Source organism: Kineosporia sp. NBRC 101731, assembly GCF_030269305.1.
GTDB lineage: Bacteria > Actinomycetota > Actinomycetes > Actinomycetales > Kineosporiaceae > Kineosporia.
In genome coordinates this window covers 785,632-802,791 of sequence record NZ_BSTC01000001.1, presented here as the reverse complement: position 1 = coordinate 802,791, position 17,160 = coordinate 785,632, and the positions used below count along the sequence as shown (strand labels likewise).

General features: G+C 69.3%; 14 protein-coding genes. 2 read left to right on the top strand and 12 right to left on the bottom strand.

The window, feature by feature from the left end; translation table 11 throughout:
- Positions 1-45: 45 nt before the first annotated feature.
- From QSK05_RS03470 to QSK05_RS03460, 3 genes are all read right to left on the bottom strand, one after another.
- Complete coding sequence (locus QSK05_RS03470; protein ID WP_285593808.1) at positions 46-1,530, bottom strand: ATP-binding response regulator; 1,485 nt, start codon at positions 1,528-1,530, stop codon at positions 46-48.
- Positions 1,499-2,020 (bottom strand): response regulator, encoded by a 522-nt coding sequence (locus QSK05_RS03465; RefSeq protein ID WP_285593806.1) that lies wholly within the window; start codon positions 2,018-2,020, stop codon positions 1,499-1,501. Before QSK05_RS03465 ends, QSK05_RS03470 begins: the two co-directional genes overlap by 32 nt.
- Positions 2,021-2,152: 132 nt before the next feature.
- Positions 2,153-4,624, bottom strand: coding sequence for a helix-turn-helix transcriptional regulator (locus tag QSK05_RS03460; protein WP_285593804.1), 2,472 nt, complete (start codon positions 4,622-4,624; stop codon positions 2,153-2,155).
- A gap of 219 nt (positions 4,625-4,843) precedes the next feature.
- Here QSK05_RS03460 and QSK05_RS03455 point away from each other — a divergent pair, with 219 nt between their 5' ends.
- Entirely contained in the window at positions 4,844-5,278 is a 435-nt protein-coding gene (locus QSK05_RS03455) for an organic hydroperoxide resistance protein (protein WP_285593802.1), read from the top strand.
- Positions 5,279-5,387: 109 nt separating this feature from the next.
- On the opposite strand, the gene QSK05_RS03450 is transcribed toward QSK05_RS03455, so the two are convergent.
- The gene (locus QSK05_RS03450; protein ID WP_285593800.1) at positions 5,388-7,460 is read right to left on the bottom strand and encodes a M3 family metallopeptidase; all 2,073 of its coding nucleotides are present in this window, start codon (positions 7,458-7,460) and stop codon (positions 5,388-5,390) included.
- 73 nt (positions 7,461-7,533) lie between these two features.
- Here QSK05_RS03450 and QSK05_RS03445 point away from each other — a divergent pair, with 73 nt between their 5' ends.
- Positions 7,534-8,496, top strand: coding sequence for an alpha/beta fold hydrolase (locus tag QSK05_RS03445; protein WP_285593798.1), 963 nt, complete (start codon positions 7,534-7,536; stop codon positions 8,494-8,496).
- A 7-nt stretch (positions 8,497-8,503) separates the two neighbouring features.
- Here QSK05_RS03445 and QSK05_RS03440 read toward each other — a convergent pair whose 3' ends face one another.
- From QSK05_RS03440 to QSK05_RS03405, 8 genes are all read right to left on the bottom strand, one after another.
- A complete protein-coding gene (locus QSK05_RS03440) occupies positions 8,504-9,445 on the bottom strand; it encodes an exopolyphosphatase (RefSeq protein WP_285593796.1) in 942 nt (313 codons plus the stop codon).
- 133 nt (positions 9,446-9,578) lie between these two features.
- Positions 9,579-10,922 (bottom strand): UDP-N-acetylmuramoyl-L-alanine--D-glutamate ligase, encoded by a 1,344-nt coding sequence (murD, locus tag QSK05_RS03435; protein WP_285593794.1) that lies wholly within the window; start codon positions 10,920-10,922, stop codon positions 9,579-9,581.
- Positions 10,915-12,303, bottom strand: a complete 1,389-nt coding sequence (locus QSK05_RS03430) for a MurL-like N-terminal domain-containing (RefSeq protein ID WP_285593792.1) — start codon at positions 12,301-12,303, stop codon at positions 10,915-10,917. The genes murD and QSK05_RS03430 overlap by 8 nt, the downstream gene beginning before the upstream one ends.
- Positions 12,300-13,100, bottom strand: coding sequence for a peptidoglycan editing factor PgeF (pgeF, locus tag QSK05_RS03425; protein WP_285593791.1), 801 nt, complete (start codon positions 13,098-13,100; stop codon positions 12,300-12,302). The genes QSK05_RS03430 and pgeF overlap by 4 nt, the downstream gene beginning before the upstream one ends.
- Before the next feature lie 63 nt (positions 13,101-13,163).
- Positions 13,164-14,165, bottom strand: a complete 1,002-nt coding sequence (locus QSK05_RS03420) for a Gfo/Idh/MocA family protein (protein WP_285593789.1) — start codon at positions 14,163-14,165, stop codon at positions 13,164-13,166.
- 105 nt (positions 14,166-14,270) lie between these two features.
- On the bottom strand, positions 14,271-15,353 hold the full coding sequence (locus QSK05_RS03415) for a hypothetical protein (RefSeq protein ID WP_285593787.1): 1,083 nt from the start codon (positions 15,351-15,353) through the stop codon (positions 14,271-14,273).
- A complete protein-coding gene (locus QSK05_RS03410; RefSeq protein WP_285593785.1) occupies positions 15,350-15,919 on the bottom strand; it encodes an RNA polymerase sigma factor in 570 nt (189 codons plus the stop codon). Before QSK05_RS03410 ends, QSK05_RS03415 begins: the two co-directional genes overlap by 4 nt.
- A 51-nt stretch (positions 15,920-15,970) precedes the next feature.
- Positions 15,971-17,104 (bottom strand): aldose epimerase family protein, encoded by a 1,134-nt coding sequence (locus QSK05_RS03405; RefSeq protein ID WP_285593783.1) that lies wholly within the window; start codon positions 17,102-17,104, stop codon positions 15,971-15,973.
- Positions 17,105-17,160: the final 56 nt, after the last annotated feature.

Below are 17,160 nucleotides of genomic sequence, written 5' to 3'. Positions count from 1 at the left end.
AAGACCCGGACACGACGGACGACGTCGTGTCCGGGTCGCTGGGCGTCACTTCCGCCGGGGCAGCCGCACGGTGACCGTGCTTCCCTCTCCCAGAACCGATTCCATTCCCACCGAACCGCCGTGGTTCTCGACGATCTCGCGGACCACGGCCAGGCCGAGGCCGGTGCCCGGGATCTTGTGGGCGGCATCGCTGGCCGAGCGGAAGAAGCGGTTGAAGAGTTTCGGCAGCTCCTCGGCGGAGACGCCGAGTCCGGAGTCGACCACCTTGATCACCACCTCACTCCCGCTGACCTCGCCCCTGACCACGACGTCCCCACCCTTCTGGGAGAACTTGATGGCATTGCTCAGGAGGTTGAGAAGCACCCGCTCCAGCTGCGATCGGTCTCCGAGCACCGGTAGCACGCCGGACGCCTCGAGGGCCAGCCGGACATCGGCGGTCTCCGCGCTGGGTCGCAGCACCAGCAGGGCGCCCTCGGCCAGATCGGTCAGGTCGACCTCGACGAACTCGTGCGTGAGCGTGCGCGAGTCGATCTTCGAGAGCAGCAGCAGGTCTTCGACCAGGCTCAGCAACCGACGGGCGTTGCGGTCGATGATGTCGAGCATCTTCGTGGTCTGGGTGTCGCCCTCGTCCGCCTCGTCGAGCAGCAGCTCGGCGTAGCCGCGGATACTGGTCAGCGGGGTGCGCAGCTCGTGGCTGACCGACGCGACGAATTCGGTCTTCAGACGGTCGACCTCCCGCAGCTCGGCGTTGGCCACGTCGAGCTGCTCGTTGCGGCCCTCCAGCTCGGTGCGGGCCTTGCGCAGATCGGCCTCGATCCGTTTCTGCTCGGTGATGTCGACGAGGATCGAGCCGACCGCGAACACCGTGTCGGTGCCGTCGCGCACGGGATACCGCACGGCGTGGAACGTGCGCTGCTCGCCGTCGACCGTGAACAGTTCCTGCCGCTGCAGCACCTCGACACCCGCTGTGCGGATCGGGGCGGCGCTGGCCAGCGGCGGATGGTCGGTGGACAGCTGTTTGTACAGGTCGTTGCTGACCATCGTGTTGCCGCTGAGGTTCTGCACACTGATAGCGGCGACCGAGTTCTCGACCAGGCCGAGCAGGATGTTCATGGTCTCGTCGCGACGCTGCTCGGCCAGCCGGGCCACCCGGTCGAGCTCCCGCCGGGCCAGGGCGTGGTCGATGGCCGGCCCGAGCCGGGACAGCCGGTCTTTCAGCAGGTAGTCGGCGGCCCCCAGGCGCAGGGAGTTCACGCACGTCGCCTCGTCCATCGTGCCGGAGACGACGATCAGCGGCAGGTCGGGCGATTTGGCCTGGAGAATGGCCAGCGCGTCGGGCGCCGTCATCGTGGGCAGCGTGTAGTCGCAGATCACGACCTCGGGCTCGTCGTCGAGAGCACGCAGGAACTTGCCCGCCGTGTCGACCACGGTCGCCACCGGGTCGTATCCGGCCCGCCGGACCTCCGAGAGAATGAGCTCGGCGTCCGGCGGGAAGTCCTCAGCGACCAGCAGGCGCAGTGGTGTTGGCACGTGGGTACTCCGTCGGTGTTCGGTTCAGGGCGACCCAGTAACGTCCGACGTCCGCGATGGACCGGAAGTACTCGTCCATGTCGACCGGCTTGACGACGTAGCTGTTGGCGCCGAGGGCATAACTGTCGAGGATGTCCCGCTCCTCGGCGGAAGACGTGAGCATCACCACCGGCACGACGGCCAGTTGCGGTACGGAGCGCAGCTCGCGCAGCACCTCGACACCGGACATCCGTGGCATCTTCACATCGAGAAAGATGGCCCGTGGTAGGTCGTTCGGGTCGGAGTCCGCCCAGCGGCCGCGGCAGCAGAGCCGGTCGATCGCTTCCAGACCGTCCCGGGCCTCTTCGACGCGGCCATGGAACTTGTTGCGCCGCAGCGTGTGCTGGAGCAGCTCACGGTCTTCGGCCGAGTCGTCGACGAGCAGGATCCAGTCTGTGTGCCCCTGTGTCACCACAGTGCCCCCGGCCAGACCGTCACCGTTGTCGTGCAAGAAGTTCTCATGTGCCGCCCGCCCCCCAATGATCTCCCTCGCGGCACGAAGCCGGGGCCGGCCGATTCCCCCGTCGGCACTGTTCGAACAGCACGATTCGTTGCGCTGTCCGGCGAGAATGCTCCCAGATAATCACAGTTCGATGACCTCAGGCGTCGGGGTGATATTGACATCGATCACCGAGTCACCCCGGGGCGAGGAACTCAGCCAGCCCTTGACCCGGGCGATCCGGACCGCTTCCTCCCGGCTGTGGACGCCGAGCTTTCGGTAGAGATTGCGGCAGTGCGACTTGAGGGTGTTCTCCGAGACGAACAGCCCGGCCGCGATCTGGGCGTGTGTCAGGTCGGTCGTGAGCTGCTCGAGCACCACCAGCTCGCGCCGGGTCACGCCGACGGTGTCGTCGTCGGCCCCGGCGTCGTCGAGCCGGGAGGTCAGGCAACGGCGCCAGTGCGAAGCGTCCGGCGCCCGGCGCAGCGTGGTCGAGATCAGCATCCGCAACGCAGCTGGGACATCCAGGAAGACCCGCAGGTGGCCGTCCGGCTCGGCCGCCACCAGGGCCTCGTTGACCAGGTCGTTCGCCGCGCCGCGACGGCCTTCGGCGAGCGCCTGCGCGGCCTGGGACAGGATGCGGCGCAGGCGGTCTTCCGGACCGGCATCGGCGGGGAACCGGGCCATCACGGCGGCGGTCTCGTGCTGGTCCTGACGCTGGAGGGTGACGAACAGCAGGGCCGAGGTGATCGCGGGCACGCCGGGCGCGGCCTCCAGCCGGGACTGGGCGGCGGCCAGGTCGCCGTCGAGCTCGGCGAGCCGGGCGTGGGCCAGGGCCAGTCGCACGGCGAGTGCGGGCGGCAGGTGCTCGTCGCCGTCGGCGTGCAGGGCGGCGAGCTCGTCCCGCGCCGCGGCCCGGTCGCCGAGGTCGAGCAGAAGCCGGGCCCGCAGCACCCGATGGGCCTGGGCAGGGGCGGCTCCCCCGGCCGCGGTGACCACGAAGTCGGCTCCGGCGCCGAGGATCCCGGCGGCTGCGGTGAGACCTTCCAGGGCGGCCGCGGCTTCGCCCCGGGAACGCAGGACCTCGGCCTGGGCCAGTACGGCCGTGGTGAGCAGCGGGTGCCCGTCCAGACCGGCCTGAGCGGCAAGCCGGAATGCCCGATCGGCCAGCCGCCCGGCGGCGGAGAGCTCGCCCGCCCAGGCTGCGACCAGCGCATCCACGCCGAGGCCGGCGAGCAGCACGTAGCGCGGCAGCCGGTCGGCACCGGTTTCCCAGGCAGACGCGAGGTGCCGGGCGGCCGCGCCCTGGTCGCCGGCGAACGCGGCCGACCGGGCAGCCAGCACCTCGATCGTGGCGTTCAGGGCATAGCCGTCGCGAATGCCGAAACATTCCAAGGGAGATGCGTTCTCGGGATTCCAGGCATCGGTGGATCCACCCAGGGCACCGATCAGACCGGTCACGGCCGGCCACCATTCCACCGGCGGGGCGGGGGTCAGCACCTCGGCCGCCATCAGGTGGTCCCCGCAGATCGCGGCGGCGAAGGCGACCAGGGCCCGGCCCTGGGCCCCGGCAGCCCACACCGGTGCGGGCAGGGCTTGGATGACCTCATGCAGATGCGCCCCCTCCCATCCCTGGAATCCTTGCGGCGCAGAGCCTTCCAATTCGACCAGAACCTGCTGCCAGGCTCCTGCGGCCCGGAAGAGGTCGACCGCCAGCGGACTACGCCCCAGCGCGGAGGCCGCCACACCGGCGTGGCGGAGATTCTCGGCGTCACCGGCGCCCCGACGGGCCCGCATCCGCCGGGCGGCCGCCGCGACCAGTGGGTGATAGACGCTGCCGGGCAGGACATCCGGATCGGTGAACGGCCAGCGATCGGCCGTCAGCCCCCAGCGCCGGGCCTCGTCGAGCAGGCGGGCGGGGTTGGCACCGGGTACGAGGGCCGCGCACAGCTCCGGGTCGGGCGCCCGGCCGGGCAGCAGACTGGTGGCGAGCACGAATTCCAGGAGCGGCGCGGGGATCCCGCGCAGGACCAGGTCGTCGACGACCCCCTCCTGCGTGACCGGGCCCGTGTCGGCGTCGCGGCGGGGGGCGGGCACCCGGGAACGGGCGCCGAGGGAGAGCACACCGGCGGGCCAGCCGGCGGTGAGGCGATGGATGCGGTCGGCGCGGGCGATGTCGATGTGGGCGCCGGTCAGCGCTGCCACCTGCGACTGCACCCGCTCGGCCGGCCACCACAGGTCTTCTCCCCGCACCCGCGCGACGCGGCCGGCGAGCCGCACCGCCAGGCCGGACGGCAGTACGTCACCCCGCCCCAGCAGCACCAGGCGCAGCCCGGCCGCCGCCGGGACCAGCTCTTCCAGCTCGGCCGGGCTCAGCACGTCGACGGCTTCCACCACGAGGAACCCGCCCGGTCCGTCCCGGTCGAGGTGACCACGGACCGCGGGGCCGACAACGTCCGTCATCGGCGAGGTGACCGCACCCGACAGCTCGACCCAGCTCCACGCCGCCCCAGCCGTCTCCAGCCAGCGCCGCACCAGCCGCGTGCGGCCGGAACCGGGCGGGGCGCCGACGACGAGCACGTCGCGCCCGGGATGCGTCTGCGGCAGGCGCAGCACGGCATCCCGGAACCACCAACCATCGTCCGCCCCACCCGTAACAACCGGACCGGCGGGTTCGTCGTGACGCCAGACTCTTGACCCCTGCTCCCCCACACCACAAAACGTAGCAGGGTGGCGACATAGAGTTATCAGACCTCAGGATGTGCCGGTGCCGCCAAGGTCCGGAAGGATAGCGGTTGCACCATCCGGGACCACCTGTGGAACGAGGAAACACTGATGGCGGAAGCTCTTTACAGCGCGACATCGACGGCCTGGGGAGGCCGCGAGGGACGGGCCGCGTCGTCCGACGGGCGCATCGACGTTCCCCTGTCGATGCCCGCCGGGCTGGGTGGGGACGACGGTCCGGGCACCAATCCCGAGCAGCTCTTCGCCACCGGCTACGCGGCCTGCTTCCACAGTGCGCTGAAGAGTGCCGCCCGGGCGGAGAAGGTCGATGTCAGCGACTCCGCGGTGTCGGTGACGATCAGCCTGGTCGGCAGCCGGGAGACCGGCCTCGACCTGGCCGCCCGCATCGAGGCCCAGATCGGCGGGGTGGACACGGCGACCGCGCAGCACCTGCTGCAACTGGCCCACGAGAGGTGCCCCTACTCCCGCGCCACCCGGGGCAACATCAGCCAGGAAGTGCTGCTGCTGGGGTCCGAGAGCGACTGAGCAAACCCCTTCCGTGATCATGCAAAACCTCCCCAGCGTTCTAGAACTCTGAAGGGAACAGTTCTAGAACGCCGGGGAGGTTTTGCATGATCACGAACGAAGTTTGTTGTTACGTCACCGGGAGCAGGCCTCGCCTCTCCAGCAACGGTTCCAGCCGGGGCGGGCGGCCCAGCACCTTCTCCAGTGCGGCCATCGGGTCGACCGCACCACCCCGCGAGAGCAGGTGGTCGCGGAACTTCGCCCCGGCCGCGCGGTTCAGGCCGCCGTGCTCGAGGAACCACTCGACCGTATCGGCGTCGAGCACCTCGCTCCAGAGGTAGGAGTAGTACCCGGCGCTGTAGTCACCGCCGAAGATGTGCTCGAAGTACGTGCTGCCGTAGCGCGGCGGGACGGTGGCGAGGTCCAGTCCGTGTGCGGCCAGCACCTGGTGCTCGAACGTGTTCACCTGCTCCGGGGTGATCACCGGGTCACCGGCGCCGCGCTGGTGCCAGGCCTGGTCGAGCAGGCTGGCGGCGAGCATCTCGACCATCAGGAAGCCCTGACCGTACGACTGGGCGGAGACCAGTGCGTCCAGGGCGTTCTCGGGCAGCGGCTCCCCGGTGGCGTGGTGCCGGGCGTAGTTGCGCAGCAGTTCGGGTTGCCACGCCCACATCTCGTTGACCTGGGAGGGGAACTCGACGAAGTCGCGGGGCACCCGGGTGCCCGACAGGCGCGGATAGCGGACGCCTGACAGCAGTCCGTGCAATACGTGCCCGAACTCGTGGAACGCGGTGCCCACCTCGTCCAGCGTGAGCAGCGTCGGTGAGCCGGCCGGTGGGCGGCCGAGGTTCAGATTGAGGACGATCACCGGGGCGCGGTCGAGCAGGTGCGACTGGGTGGCGAACGAGTTCATCCAGGCACCGCCGCGTTTGGCGTCACGCGAGTACCAGTCGGCCAGCACCAGGCCGAGGCCCCGGCCGGATTCGTCGAACACCTCGTACACGTCGACGTCTTCGTCGTAGCCACGCAGATCCTCGCGGTGCGTGAACCGCAGTCCGTAGAGGCCGGTGGCCGCGGCGAAGATGCCCCGCTGCAGCACCGAGTCCAGTTCGAAGTACGGCCTCAGGGCCGCCGAGTCGCGCGAGAAGCGTTCCCGGGCAACCATATCGGCGTAGTAGGCCCAGTCCCAGGGCTCCAGGTCACCAGCCACCCCGTCGGCGTGCAGGCGCTGCGTGAGCTCGGCGCGTTCCTGCTGCGCGTTCTGCACGGCCGGCCCGACCAGGCCGGTGAGCAGTTGCATCACCGAGTCGACGGTCTGAGCGGTCTGGTCGGCGGCGACGTACGCGGCGTGACTCACGAACCCCAGCAGCGCCGCCCGCTCGGCGCGCAGAGCCACCGTGCGGGTCAGCGTGGGCCGGGTGTCGTAGGCGTTGTCGCGGCGGCCGCGGGACGTCGAGGCCAGGTACAGGCTCCGACGCACGTCACGGTCGGTCAGGGTGGCCAGGGCCGGCTGACCGCTGGGCAGGCGCAGGGTGAGCAGGTATCCGGGTAGACCACGCCCCTGGGCCGCGGCCTTCGCGGCGGCGAGCGCATCGGCGGGCAGTCCCTCCAGCCGGGCCTCGTCCTCGAGGTGCAGGGCCAGCTCGTTGGCGTCCGAGCGCAGGTCTTCGCGGAAGGTCGAGGCGAGCTGGACGAGCTCCTGATTGATCGCCTTCAGCCGTTCCTGATCGGCGGACGACAGCGCCGCCCCGGCCCGCACCATGTCGTCGTACTGACGCTGCAGCAGCCGCCGGGTCTCCTCGTCGGGGATCTCGTCGCGTTGCGCGTGCAGGGCGCTGATCCGCGCGAACAGGGCCGGGTCCATCACGATGCGGTCGCGGTGAGCGGCCAGCAGCGGGTTCACCTCGGCCTCGATCTCGCGCAGGCCGTCGGTCATCGAGGAGCCGATCAGGTTGAAGAACACCGCCGACACCCGGGTCAGCAGGGCGCCGGAGGCCTCCAGCGGATCGAGCACGGTGGCGGGTGAGACGGGGCGCTCGTCGGCGGCGATCGCCTCCACCTCACGCCGGTGCTCCGCCACGCCGGCCCGGAACGCGGGCAGATAGTGTTCCTCCCGGACGGCACCGAACGGTGGCAGCCCGTAAGGGAAATCGCTGGGACGAGCGAAAGGGTTCGCCGGGTCGAGGGAACTTTTCGGTGTCACGTGCGTTGCCTCTTTCGAACATCTAGGAGAACGCCATCTTGCTGATCGGTGGGGCCGGAGGTACAAACATCTGATGACGCAGATCTCCGTGGGCCCCGACGCCCGGCCCGCCGGGGAGTCGAAATGGGCCGACCTCGCTGACGGCCCGGTGCACTACGTCGATCATGGCGGACCGGACGGCGCCCCGCTGGCCGTGCTCGTGCACGGTCTCGGCGGGTCGCACGCCAACTGGGCCGCCCTGGCTCCACTCCTCACCGCCGACCTGCGGGTGGTGGCTGTCGACCTGGCCGGTTTCGGCCTGACCCCGGCCGGCCCGCGTCCCTCCAGCGTGTCGGGCAACGCCGATCTGCTGTACCGCTTCGTCACCGCGCTGTCGCCCGAGCCGGTGGTACTGGTCGGCAACTCGATGGGCGGCATGATCGGTGCGCTGCTGACCAACGCCCACCCGGAGGCGGTGCGAGGGCTGGCACTGCTCGATCCGGTTCTGCCCCTCACGGCCGCCCTGCCTGACCGGCTGGTCACCGCGAACGTGCTGCAGGCGGCGCTGCCCCTGCGGGCCCGCATGGCCCTGGCCGACCGGCGCGGCATGATTCCCCGCGAGCGCGCGGCCATGCAACTGGTCACGTTGTGCTGCGACGACCCCGACCGGGTCACCGAAGACGTCATCGACGTGCATCTGGCCCTGGCCGAGCGGCGCGGCTTCGTGGAAGAGACGGCGCGCGACTTCGCACTGGCCGGGCGCTCCATGGTCTTCACCTTCGCCCGCCGTCGCACCTACGCGAAACTCCTGCGCTCCATCGAGAAGCCGGTGCTGCTGATCCACGGCACCCGAGACCGGCTCGTGCCCTTCCGGGTGGCGCGGGTGGCCGCGGCGGCGAACCCGCACTGGTCGTTCTTCCCCGCCACCAACATCGGTCATGTGCCGATGCTCGAGGCCCCGTCCTGGACGTCCGCGCGCATTCTGGAGTGGCTCTCCATGGACGTCGCGTGCCCTCCCCCACCAAGGGGGAGGGCACGCTGGGGGACCTCAAGGTAAAGCTCTTTCAGACGTGGACCGACTCGTTCACCGCCGCCGCGATCTCGTTCAGCACCCGCTCGCTGTCCTCGTGGGCGACCTGACAGGTGCCCGCAGCATGGTGACCGCCACCGCCGTACTTCAGCATCAGCTGGCCGATGTCGACGGGCGAGGTGCGATCGAGGATCGACTTGCCCACGGCGAAGACCGTGTTCTTGCCCTGCCGGCCCATGATGATGTGCGCGGAGACGCGGCACTGCGGGAACAGGGCATAGACCATGAACCGGTTGCCCGCATGGATGATCTCCTCGTCGCGTAGATCCACCACGACCAGGTCACCGCGCACCGTGCAGACCCGCCGCAGCTGAGCCACGAACATCGCGGTCTGCTCGGTGAACAGTTCCACCCGCTCGGCCACGTCGGGCTCGGCCAGGATGTCCTGCACCGTCGCCTCGTTCAGCACGCTGTCGATGAGCTGCATCATCAGCTGGTAGTTGGAGATCCGGAAATCCCGGAAGCGCCCCAGACCGGTGCGACTGTCCATCAGGAAGTTCAGCAGCGTCCAGTCCTTGGGCTCAAGGATGTCGTGGAGCGCGTAATCGGCCGAGTCCGCCTGATCGACGGCCCGCATCAGCTCGTCCGAGACCATCGGGAAGGCCGGCGCCCCGCCGAAGTGGTCGTAGACCACCCGGGCCGCCGAGGGCGCTTCCTCGATGATGATGTGGTTGTCCGGGGTGCCACCGATGCGCAACGTCTCGCTGTGGTGATGATCGAACACCAGGTGCGCCTGCGCTGCGTACGGCAGGTTGGTCAGAATGTCATTGCCGGTCACCTCGACCTGACCGTCCTGCACGTCCTTCGGGTGCACGAAGGTGATCTCGTCGATCATGTCGAGCGCCCGCAGCAGCACCGCACAGACCAGGCCGTCGAAGTCGCTGCGCGTGACCAGCCGAAACTTACCTGCCGACATGTCGCTGTCCTCCCGGGTTCACTGAGGACCTGATCAGCCCTTCCAGGTGACTCGACCCCTACGGCCGCCCGGCCAACCCCCCGATCGGGTGAGCCGGGCGTCCAGGGTGGATCAGCGGTGGATCAGCGGTGGATCAGCCCCGGCGGGAGATCCGGTTCATCGCCTCGACGAATGCCTCACCGCGGTGCCGGTAGTCGCGGAAACGACCGAAGCTGGGCGCGGCCGGGGAGAGCAGGACCACGCCGTTGGGGCGAGCCCAGGCGTAACCCTCCTCCACCGCCTCGTCCAGGTCGGCGGTCTCCTTCACCGTAACGTTGGGCCCGGAGCCGGTCTGGTTCAGCTCGGCGGCGATGCGGGGGCCGTTGTCCGGGGTGGTCAGTACCAGCACCTCGGTGTCGCGGCCCCGCAGGCCCTCGGCCAGCGGCCGGTAGTCGATGCCCCGGTCCTGCCCACCGACGATCAGGGCGACCCGGCGGCCGTCGAACGCCTCCACCGCGGCCAGCGTCGGCAGCACGTTGGTGGACAGCCCGTCGTCGACGAAGCCCACCTGGTCGATCATGCCGACCTGCTGCAGACGGCTCTCCAGCCCGGCGAAACCGGTGGCGGCCCGGCGCAGAGCGGCCTCGTCGTCCGCCGCCGGCACCCCGAGTTTCTGCAGGAGGACGCGGGCGATGGCGGCATTGCGGCGGTTGTGCACCCCGAGAAGACCGAGCTCGTCGATCCACGACTGGGCGGCATCCTGCGCCGTGACCCACTCGACCTGCGGGCCGAGCAGACCACTGCGCTCACGGATCTCCGTGCTGTCGCCGTTCGCCACGGTCCAGCGGGCCCCGGGCCGGCCGGCCAGGCTCAGCTTGTCGCGGTAGTAGGTCTCCAGGTCGTTCCCGTGCCAGGGCAGGTGGTCGGGGTTCAGCGAGGTCACCCCGACCACGTGCGGAACGGTGAGGATGTCGGTGGCCTGGTAACTGGACACCTCGATCACCCAGAAGTCCTGATCGGGACCGCCCACGGCCGGGTCGAGCGCCGGGTCGAAGGGCGGCACGCCGATGTTGCCGCCGACCAGGGTGCGGTATCCCAGGCCCTTGAGCAGGTGACCAGTGATCGAGGCCGTGGTGCTCTTGCCCTTGGTGCCGGTGATCAGCACGACCTTCTCCGGGTCGGCGCCCTGCACCCACAGCCCGAGCCCGCCGACCACCTGCACACCCTGGTTGATCAGGCTGGTCACGTTCTCCGCGTACCGGCTGATCCCCGGTGACTTGATCACGATCTCGCAGACGGCCAGTGCCTGCGCGCCACCCTCGGCCGTCGCCAGCACCTTGCGGCCCTCGATGTCACCGGTCGGCGGGTTGTCGTCGACCAGCAACGGCTCGATGCCCCGGGCCTGGCAGGCGCGCAGCGAAGCCTCGCCCTCGCGGCCCAGGCCGTAGATGCCGATCCGGGCCCCGGCGAGATCGTCCCAGGACAGCGCGTCACTCATGAGCGGTTCTGAGGATCTCGGGCTGGTAGCGCTCGGGCACGAAGTGCCGGCTGAGCGGTTTCAGCAGTTCTTCGGGGGCCGGGTCTTTGTAGCCGGCGGCGGCCGTGACCAGCGTCTGCAGCATCTGGTCATCGGCGCGATCGGGCCGGGCCGCGGCCAGACGGGCCGCCACCCGGCTCTCGCTGACGTCGCCCACGCACTCCCAGGGCTTGGAGTCGGGCACGAAACCCAGCAGGCGGCGGAAGGTGTCGAGCAGTTCGGGCTTCTGCAGCGGCTCACCGGCCACGGCGAAGATCTTCTGCAGGTCGGCCTTGCTGACGAACGGCGCCAGCACCAGGTCGATGAACGCGCACTTGTCGCAGACACCGCACCAGTGGTCGAACCGCTTGGTCGTGTCGATCAGGAAAGCCTTGTTGCAGCTGCGGAAATGGTCGAAGTACTGGGGCTGCTCGGCGAACCGCTCGGCGATCCAGACCTCGCTCAGCGGGCGCAGCAGGGAGAAGTACTGCAGGCCGTCACCCAGCGCATCGGACAGCACCTCGCGGAAGCCGGCCTCGAACGTCTCGCTCTTGGAGAACTGGTGGTTCACCGGGCGGCCCTTGTCGAACAGCGTGGCCGACGAGGCCGACCACTCGTTCGACAGCACCACCGCGTCGCGGCCCTCCAGCACCGCCGCGAGCACGGTGATCGCGGAGATGATGCCGGTGACCGGCACGTGACCGTTCAGGAAACCGAGCTCGCGCGAGCGCAGCACGGTCGGGTCGATCGAGCGCTCGGCCCGCACCATCGGCCAGCCGGTGACCTGGGCCGGCTCCTCGATCGCCTCGAACCGGTCGCCGGGGCGGGTCACCACGAACAGCGCCGCGTCGTTCGTGTCCTCGACGAAGGGCCGGATCTGCTCGACGCTGACGATCGAGTCGACGCCACCGCCGAAGGGGACCAGCGGGCTGTTACGGCGGGGGGTGTAGTTGGCCGTGCTCTCTCGCTGCAGTTCGGGGGCGACGAACTCCAGACCGCTCAGGTCGATGCCGTTGCGGTAGGCGAACTCGCCCAGGCCGTCCAGGTAGAAGCTGGTCAGGAAGGCGAGTTCGGTCTTCGTCAGCGCGGTTTCGCCGAGGTCGACCACCGGCGGGGCACCGGCCTTGTAGTACGAGACGCCGGTCAGCAGGAACAGGATGCGGGCGGCCTCGGTCACCGCCGGACCCGTCCAGTCCCCACCACCGGGAAAGCTCACCACCTCGGCGAATTCGAGATCGTCGAGCCGGTAACGGCAGACCACACGGTTGGCCTCGGGCTCGATGTCGAAGCCGGCGTAGGTGAAACGCTCGGCGCGCCGGGGCTCCTTGCGCTCGTCGGCGTTCGCCGCCGGGGATGTGCTCATCGGGGATCCTCTTCGGACTGGTCTTGAGGGGACAGCTGGACTAGCGCTGCGAAACGGCCGGTAGGGCCCTGCGATCGATGACTGAAGAACGGGGTGCCCGGGCCGGTGTCGAGGGCGGCCAGTTCGATCGACTCCGGCCGCACACCGGCCTCGGTGAGCTGAATGATGTTGGCGCGCCACAGATCGAAGAGCCATTTGCCGGTGCCGTCGGGCCGGATCACCTCGTGCGCGCGGTCGCCGAACCGCTGCCGGGCCTTCGCCTCGACATCCGCCCCGACCTGGTAGCGGTCGGGTGAGATGGAGGGGCCGATGCCGACGAGCAGGTCGGCCGGGTCGGAGCCGGCGGCCTGGAGCTCCTGGACGGTCGCCGTGCTGATGCCGGCGACGGTGCCGGGCCATCCCGCATGGACTGCGGCGGCCACCCGGCGCACCGGGTCGAACAGCACCAGGGGCACACAGTCGGCCACCATGATCACCAGCACCGGGCCGGGCTCGGTGGCGATCATGGCGTCGGCTTCGATCACCTGGCCGCGCGAGGTGACCGTGGCCACTTCGGCCCCGTGCACCTGCTTCGCGAACACCAGGTCGTCGAGGGTGGCGCCGAAGGCTTTCGCGACACGCTCACGGTTGACCCGCACGGCCTCCGGGTCGTCGTCGACGTGCAGGCCGAGATTGAGCGATTCGTATCGCCCCGAACTCACGCCGCCATCACGCGTGGTCACCACCGCGTGCACACCGTGACCGACGAAGATCGACCACTTCAGCAGAGGGACGTCCGTCGCGGTTCCGGCAATCATGATGGCGCCACTCTACTAACGATGCCGCGCCAGTTCCTGAGGACTGCGCAGCAAAGCGACTCCTCAGGCCGGGGGGTACACCAGACCGATCTGGTCGCGCACCTCGTCCAGAATGCCCATGATCATGATCGTCTCGTCCAGCGGCATGACCGTGCTCTCGGCCTGACCTGCCTGGATGCAGCGGGTCGCCTCGGCCACCATGAACTTCATGCCCTTGGCCCGGCCCTGGATCAGCTCGGGCCGGGGCTCGAACCGCTCGGTGGACCCATCAGCTTTCGTCAGGGTCACAGCACTGCTGGCGGTGTACCACTGCCGGTCCAGCTCGATGCGCCCTTCGGTACCCGCGATCCACGCCTTCATCGGGGTGGCGACCATCGCGCTGCACAGGATCGTGGCGTGCGCCCCGTTGCCGTACGTGAGCACGGCCGAGGTGGTGCCGTCGACGCCGGTGAAGGCCGGGCTGGCCGAGGCCCGCACGGTCTGTGGGGTGCCGAACACCATCGAGGCGAACGAGAAGGGGTAGATGCCCAGGTCGAGCAGGGCACCGCCGCCCAGCTCGAAGGAGAACAGCCGGTGGTCGGGGTTCTGCTCGAACCGCATGCCCTGGTCGACCCCGAGCGCCATCAACTCGCCGATCGCGCCGGCGGCCAGCAGCTCGCGCACGTGAGCCATGTGCGGCAGGAAGCGGGTCCACATGGCCTCCATGCAGAACACCCCGGCCTTGCGCGCGGCCTCGGCCACGGTGCGGGCCTCCACGGCGTTCATCGTGAAAGGCTTCTCCACCAGCACGTGCTTGCCCGCGCCGATCGCCAGCAGGGCGTGCTCGGCGTGGAACGGATGCGGACTGGCCACGTAGACCGCGTCCACCTCCGGGTCCGACACCAGGCCCTCGTAGCTGTCGTGACTGGTCGGCACGTTCCAGGTGGAGGCGAACCCGGCGGCCCGTTCCGCCGTCCGCGACCCCACCGCCGTGACGACCGCCTCGTCCAGGAACGCCGTATCAGCCGCGAACCTCGAGGCAATTCCCCCGGTACCGATGATCCCCCAGCGAAGCACTTCGGTCATGGTCGTTCACCATAGAGGTAACACCGGGAGATGTCGGGCCTAGGGCTGACCGCAGTCGAAGATCTGCTGGTCGTTCACCCTTGACCGGGCGGCGCACGGAAGTCCTCAGAGTTCTTCCCCGCACAGAGGCAGGAAGTCGGCCTCCTCCGTCACCGGCTTGCGCTCCACCATCTTGTCCACGGATTTCTGGACGGTCCGGAGCCATTCCTTTCGCCCGTCGATCTGCTGGACCACCTTCCACCGCCGGCTGCCCCGCAGGATCTCCACGGCGTGAGCCATTCCCGCTTCGTCCTTCTCCTGATACGCCTGGTCGTACTCACCCAGCCAGGCGCAACCCAGGTCCGAGGCAATGCCTTTCCCCAGAACGCTGTACGGCGTGGGCCACTTGGTCGAGAGCTTGTAGAACTCCTGGTCACCGGGCACCGGAACGTCGCGCAGGATCGCGGCCATCATCGCATCGACCTGTTCCGGCGTAATCACCCAGTCCGGCATGCTCGCGTGCCACTTCTTCTCGCCGACCTGGTGCATCTTCGCGATCACATCGGCGTACTGCCCGACCTCCGCGAACCCGTCACCGGAGAAGCTCATCACGTAGTTCCCGTGCTGGAACGCGAGGAGATATCCGGGGTCGCCGTTGCGGTGACGTAGTTCCCCCTCGGTCCCGAACACCGTCACCGGCTCCGCCCCCTCGCGCCATTCGCCCGAGCGCTTCGTCCACTTGATCTGCAGGGTTCGGGAGGAACCCTTCTCCGCCATCACCAGGTCGCCCCTGTCGCTGAGGATCTGGAGGTGGCTCAGGCTCCAGTTCGGGTCGTCCAGCACGAAGAACGGGAGCCCTCTGCCCTTCAATGCGGTCTGTGGAAGCCGGTCGGCGAGAATCCGCGCGTTTCCGCCGGTAGGGGAAGCGCTCTCCGGGCGCCCGCCGAAGAACCGCATCGGCAGCAACACCGCGAGTACCACCGCAACGGCGGCCACGGCACCGAGCAGCCATCGCACCGACCTCGAAGGACTTCGCCGACGGGACACCGAGACAATCTCGTTCTCCCCTGTCGGATAGAAGTTTTCGTCCTCGATGTCGCCCAGGAGCTCCAGCCCACCGGCACGGAGCAGGGGCAGGACGGCCGGGACCCGGGCCGCGGACGCTGGCTGCGCGCGCCGCAGCAACCGGTCGAGCTCGTGGTCGTTCATGCCTTCCCCTCCTCGGGAGCGATGCCGACCCGATGACCCGGTTCAGGTCCGACGTCCGGCGAGGATTCGAGCAGGGCGCGCATCCGGGCCCGGGCCCGGGACAGGCGGGTGCGCACCACCTGCGGCGAAAGATCCAGTGCGACGGCGATCTCGCGCGGGGCGAGCTGCTCCCACACGGTCAGCTCCAGCACCTCACGGTCGGCGGGCTCCAGCCCGGCCATCACTTGCCGCACGGCCCGCACCTCGACCAGGTCACCGGTCGGGTCGTGCTCGATCAGGTGTTCATGCAGTTCCAGGCGGAGCCTCTCACCCAATTGGTGACGCCGCTGCTCACCACGGTGGTGATTGGCCAGTACCAGCCGGGCCACACCGAAGAGCCACAACCGGGCCTGCTCGTCCGGTGGCATCTCGGCCCGGCGGCGCCAGGCGATCAGGAAGATCTCGGCGACCAGATCGGCCGCGTCGTCCAGGCCACCGACCCGGCGCAGCGCGTAACTCAGGATCGCGGCGAAATTGTCGGCGTAGAGACGCCGGAAGCTACTGTCGCCAGAGGTCCCCACAAACACCTACATGTCCGGCTGCCGTCGTTTCGTGACAGCAGCCGGACAGGCCGTGCCTCAGACGCTGAACGCCCAGTCGGTCACGGTCAGGTACTGCTCACCGGGACGCAGCACGATCGAGGGGAAGTCCTCGTGGTTCGGGGCGTCGGGGAAGTTCTGGGTCTCCAGGCAGACGCCCGCCGAAGCGCCGTAGACCACGCCGCCCTTGCCGGTGTCCGAACCGTCGAGCTTGCTGCCGGTGTAGACCTGGATCGCGGGCTCGCTGGTGGAGACGGTCAGGGTGCGGCCGCTGGCCTCGTGCCTGAGCTTGGCCGCGAAGTGCCGGGCGGGCAGGTCGTCGTGGGCTTCGGTGGCGGTGTGGCCGTGACCGTGACCGTGACCGGCCTCGGTCTCCTCCTGCTCGTCGAGCACCAGGTTGTGGTCGAGACTGAGGAAGTCGAGGGGCTGCGGGGTGCGCAGGTCCATCGGCGTGCCGACCACGTGGGCGATCTCGCCGGAGGGCAGCAGGGCCTGGTCGACCGGGGTGTAGTGGCCGGAGGCCACCTGCAGGGTCTGGCCGTCGATACTCGGGGTGCCGTTGACCCCGCCCAGGTTGAAGTAGGCGTGCTGGGTCAGGTTGATCAGGGTCGGGGCGCTCGTCGTGGCGTCGTAGCGAATGCGGAAGGTGCCACCCGGCAGCAGCAGGTAGTCGACCGTCACGGTCAGCTCGCCCGGGTAGCCCTGGTCGCCGTCGGGGCTGGTCAGGCTCAGCCGCAGGCCGCCCTCGATCGGTTCCGCGGCCCAGATCCGCCGGTTGAAGCCGTCCACACCGCCGTGCAGTGAGTTCGGGGCCTCGTTCGCGGTGATCTTGTACTCGGTGCCGTCCAGGGTGAACGTCGAGTTGGTCAGGCGGTTGGCGACGCGGCCGATCAGCGCACTGATGTAGGCCTTCGTCCCCTCGTAGCCGGCGATGTCGTCGAAGCCGAGCACCACGTCCACCCGCTCCTGCCCGTCCGGACCGGCGGGAACCTCGAGCTTCTGGATGTTGCCGCCGTAGGTGAGCACGCTCACCCGCAGGGTGCCGTCGTCCAGCGTCCACCGCTCCACGGGCTCCCCGGCGGAGGTGACCCCGAAGGCGGACCGTTCGTACACGATCCCGCCGGAGGCGTCGGAGTTGTCAGAGGTACCCGCGGAGATGTCAGTTGAGGTCACAGGGCAACTCTAGACAGCGGACGAGAGCGAGCAGCACCGGCTCCGTGATCATGCGA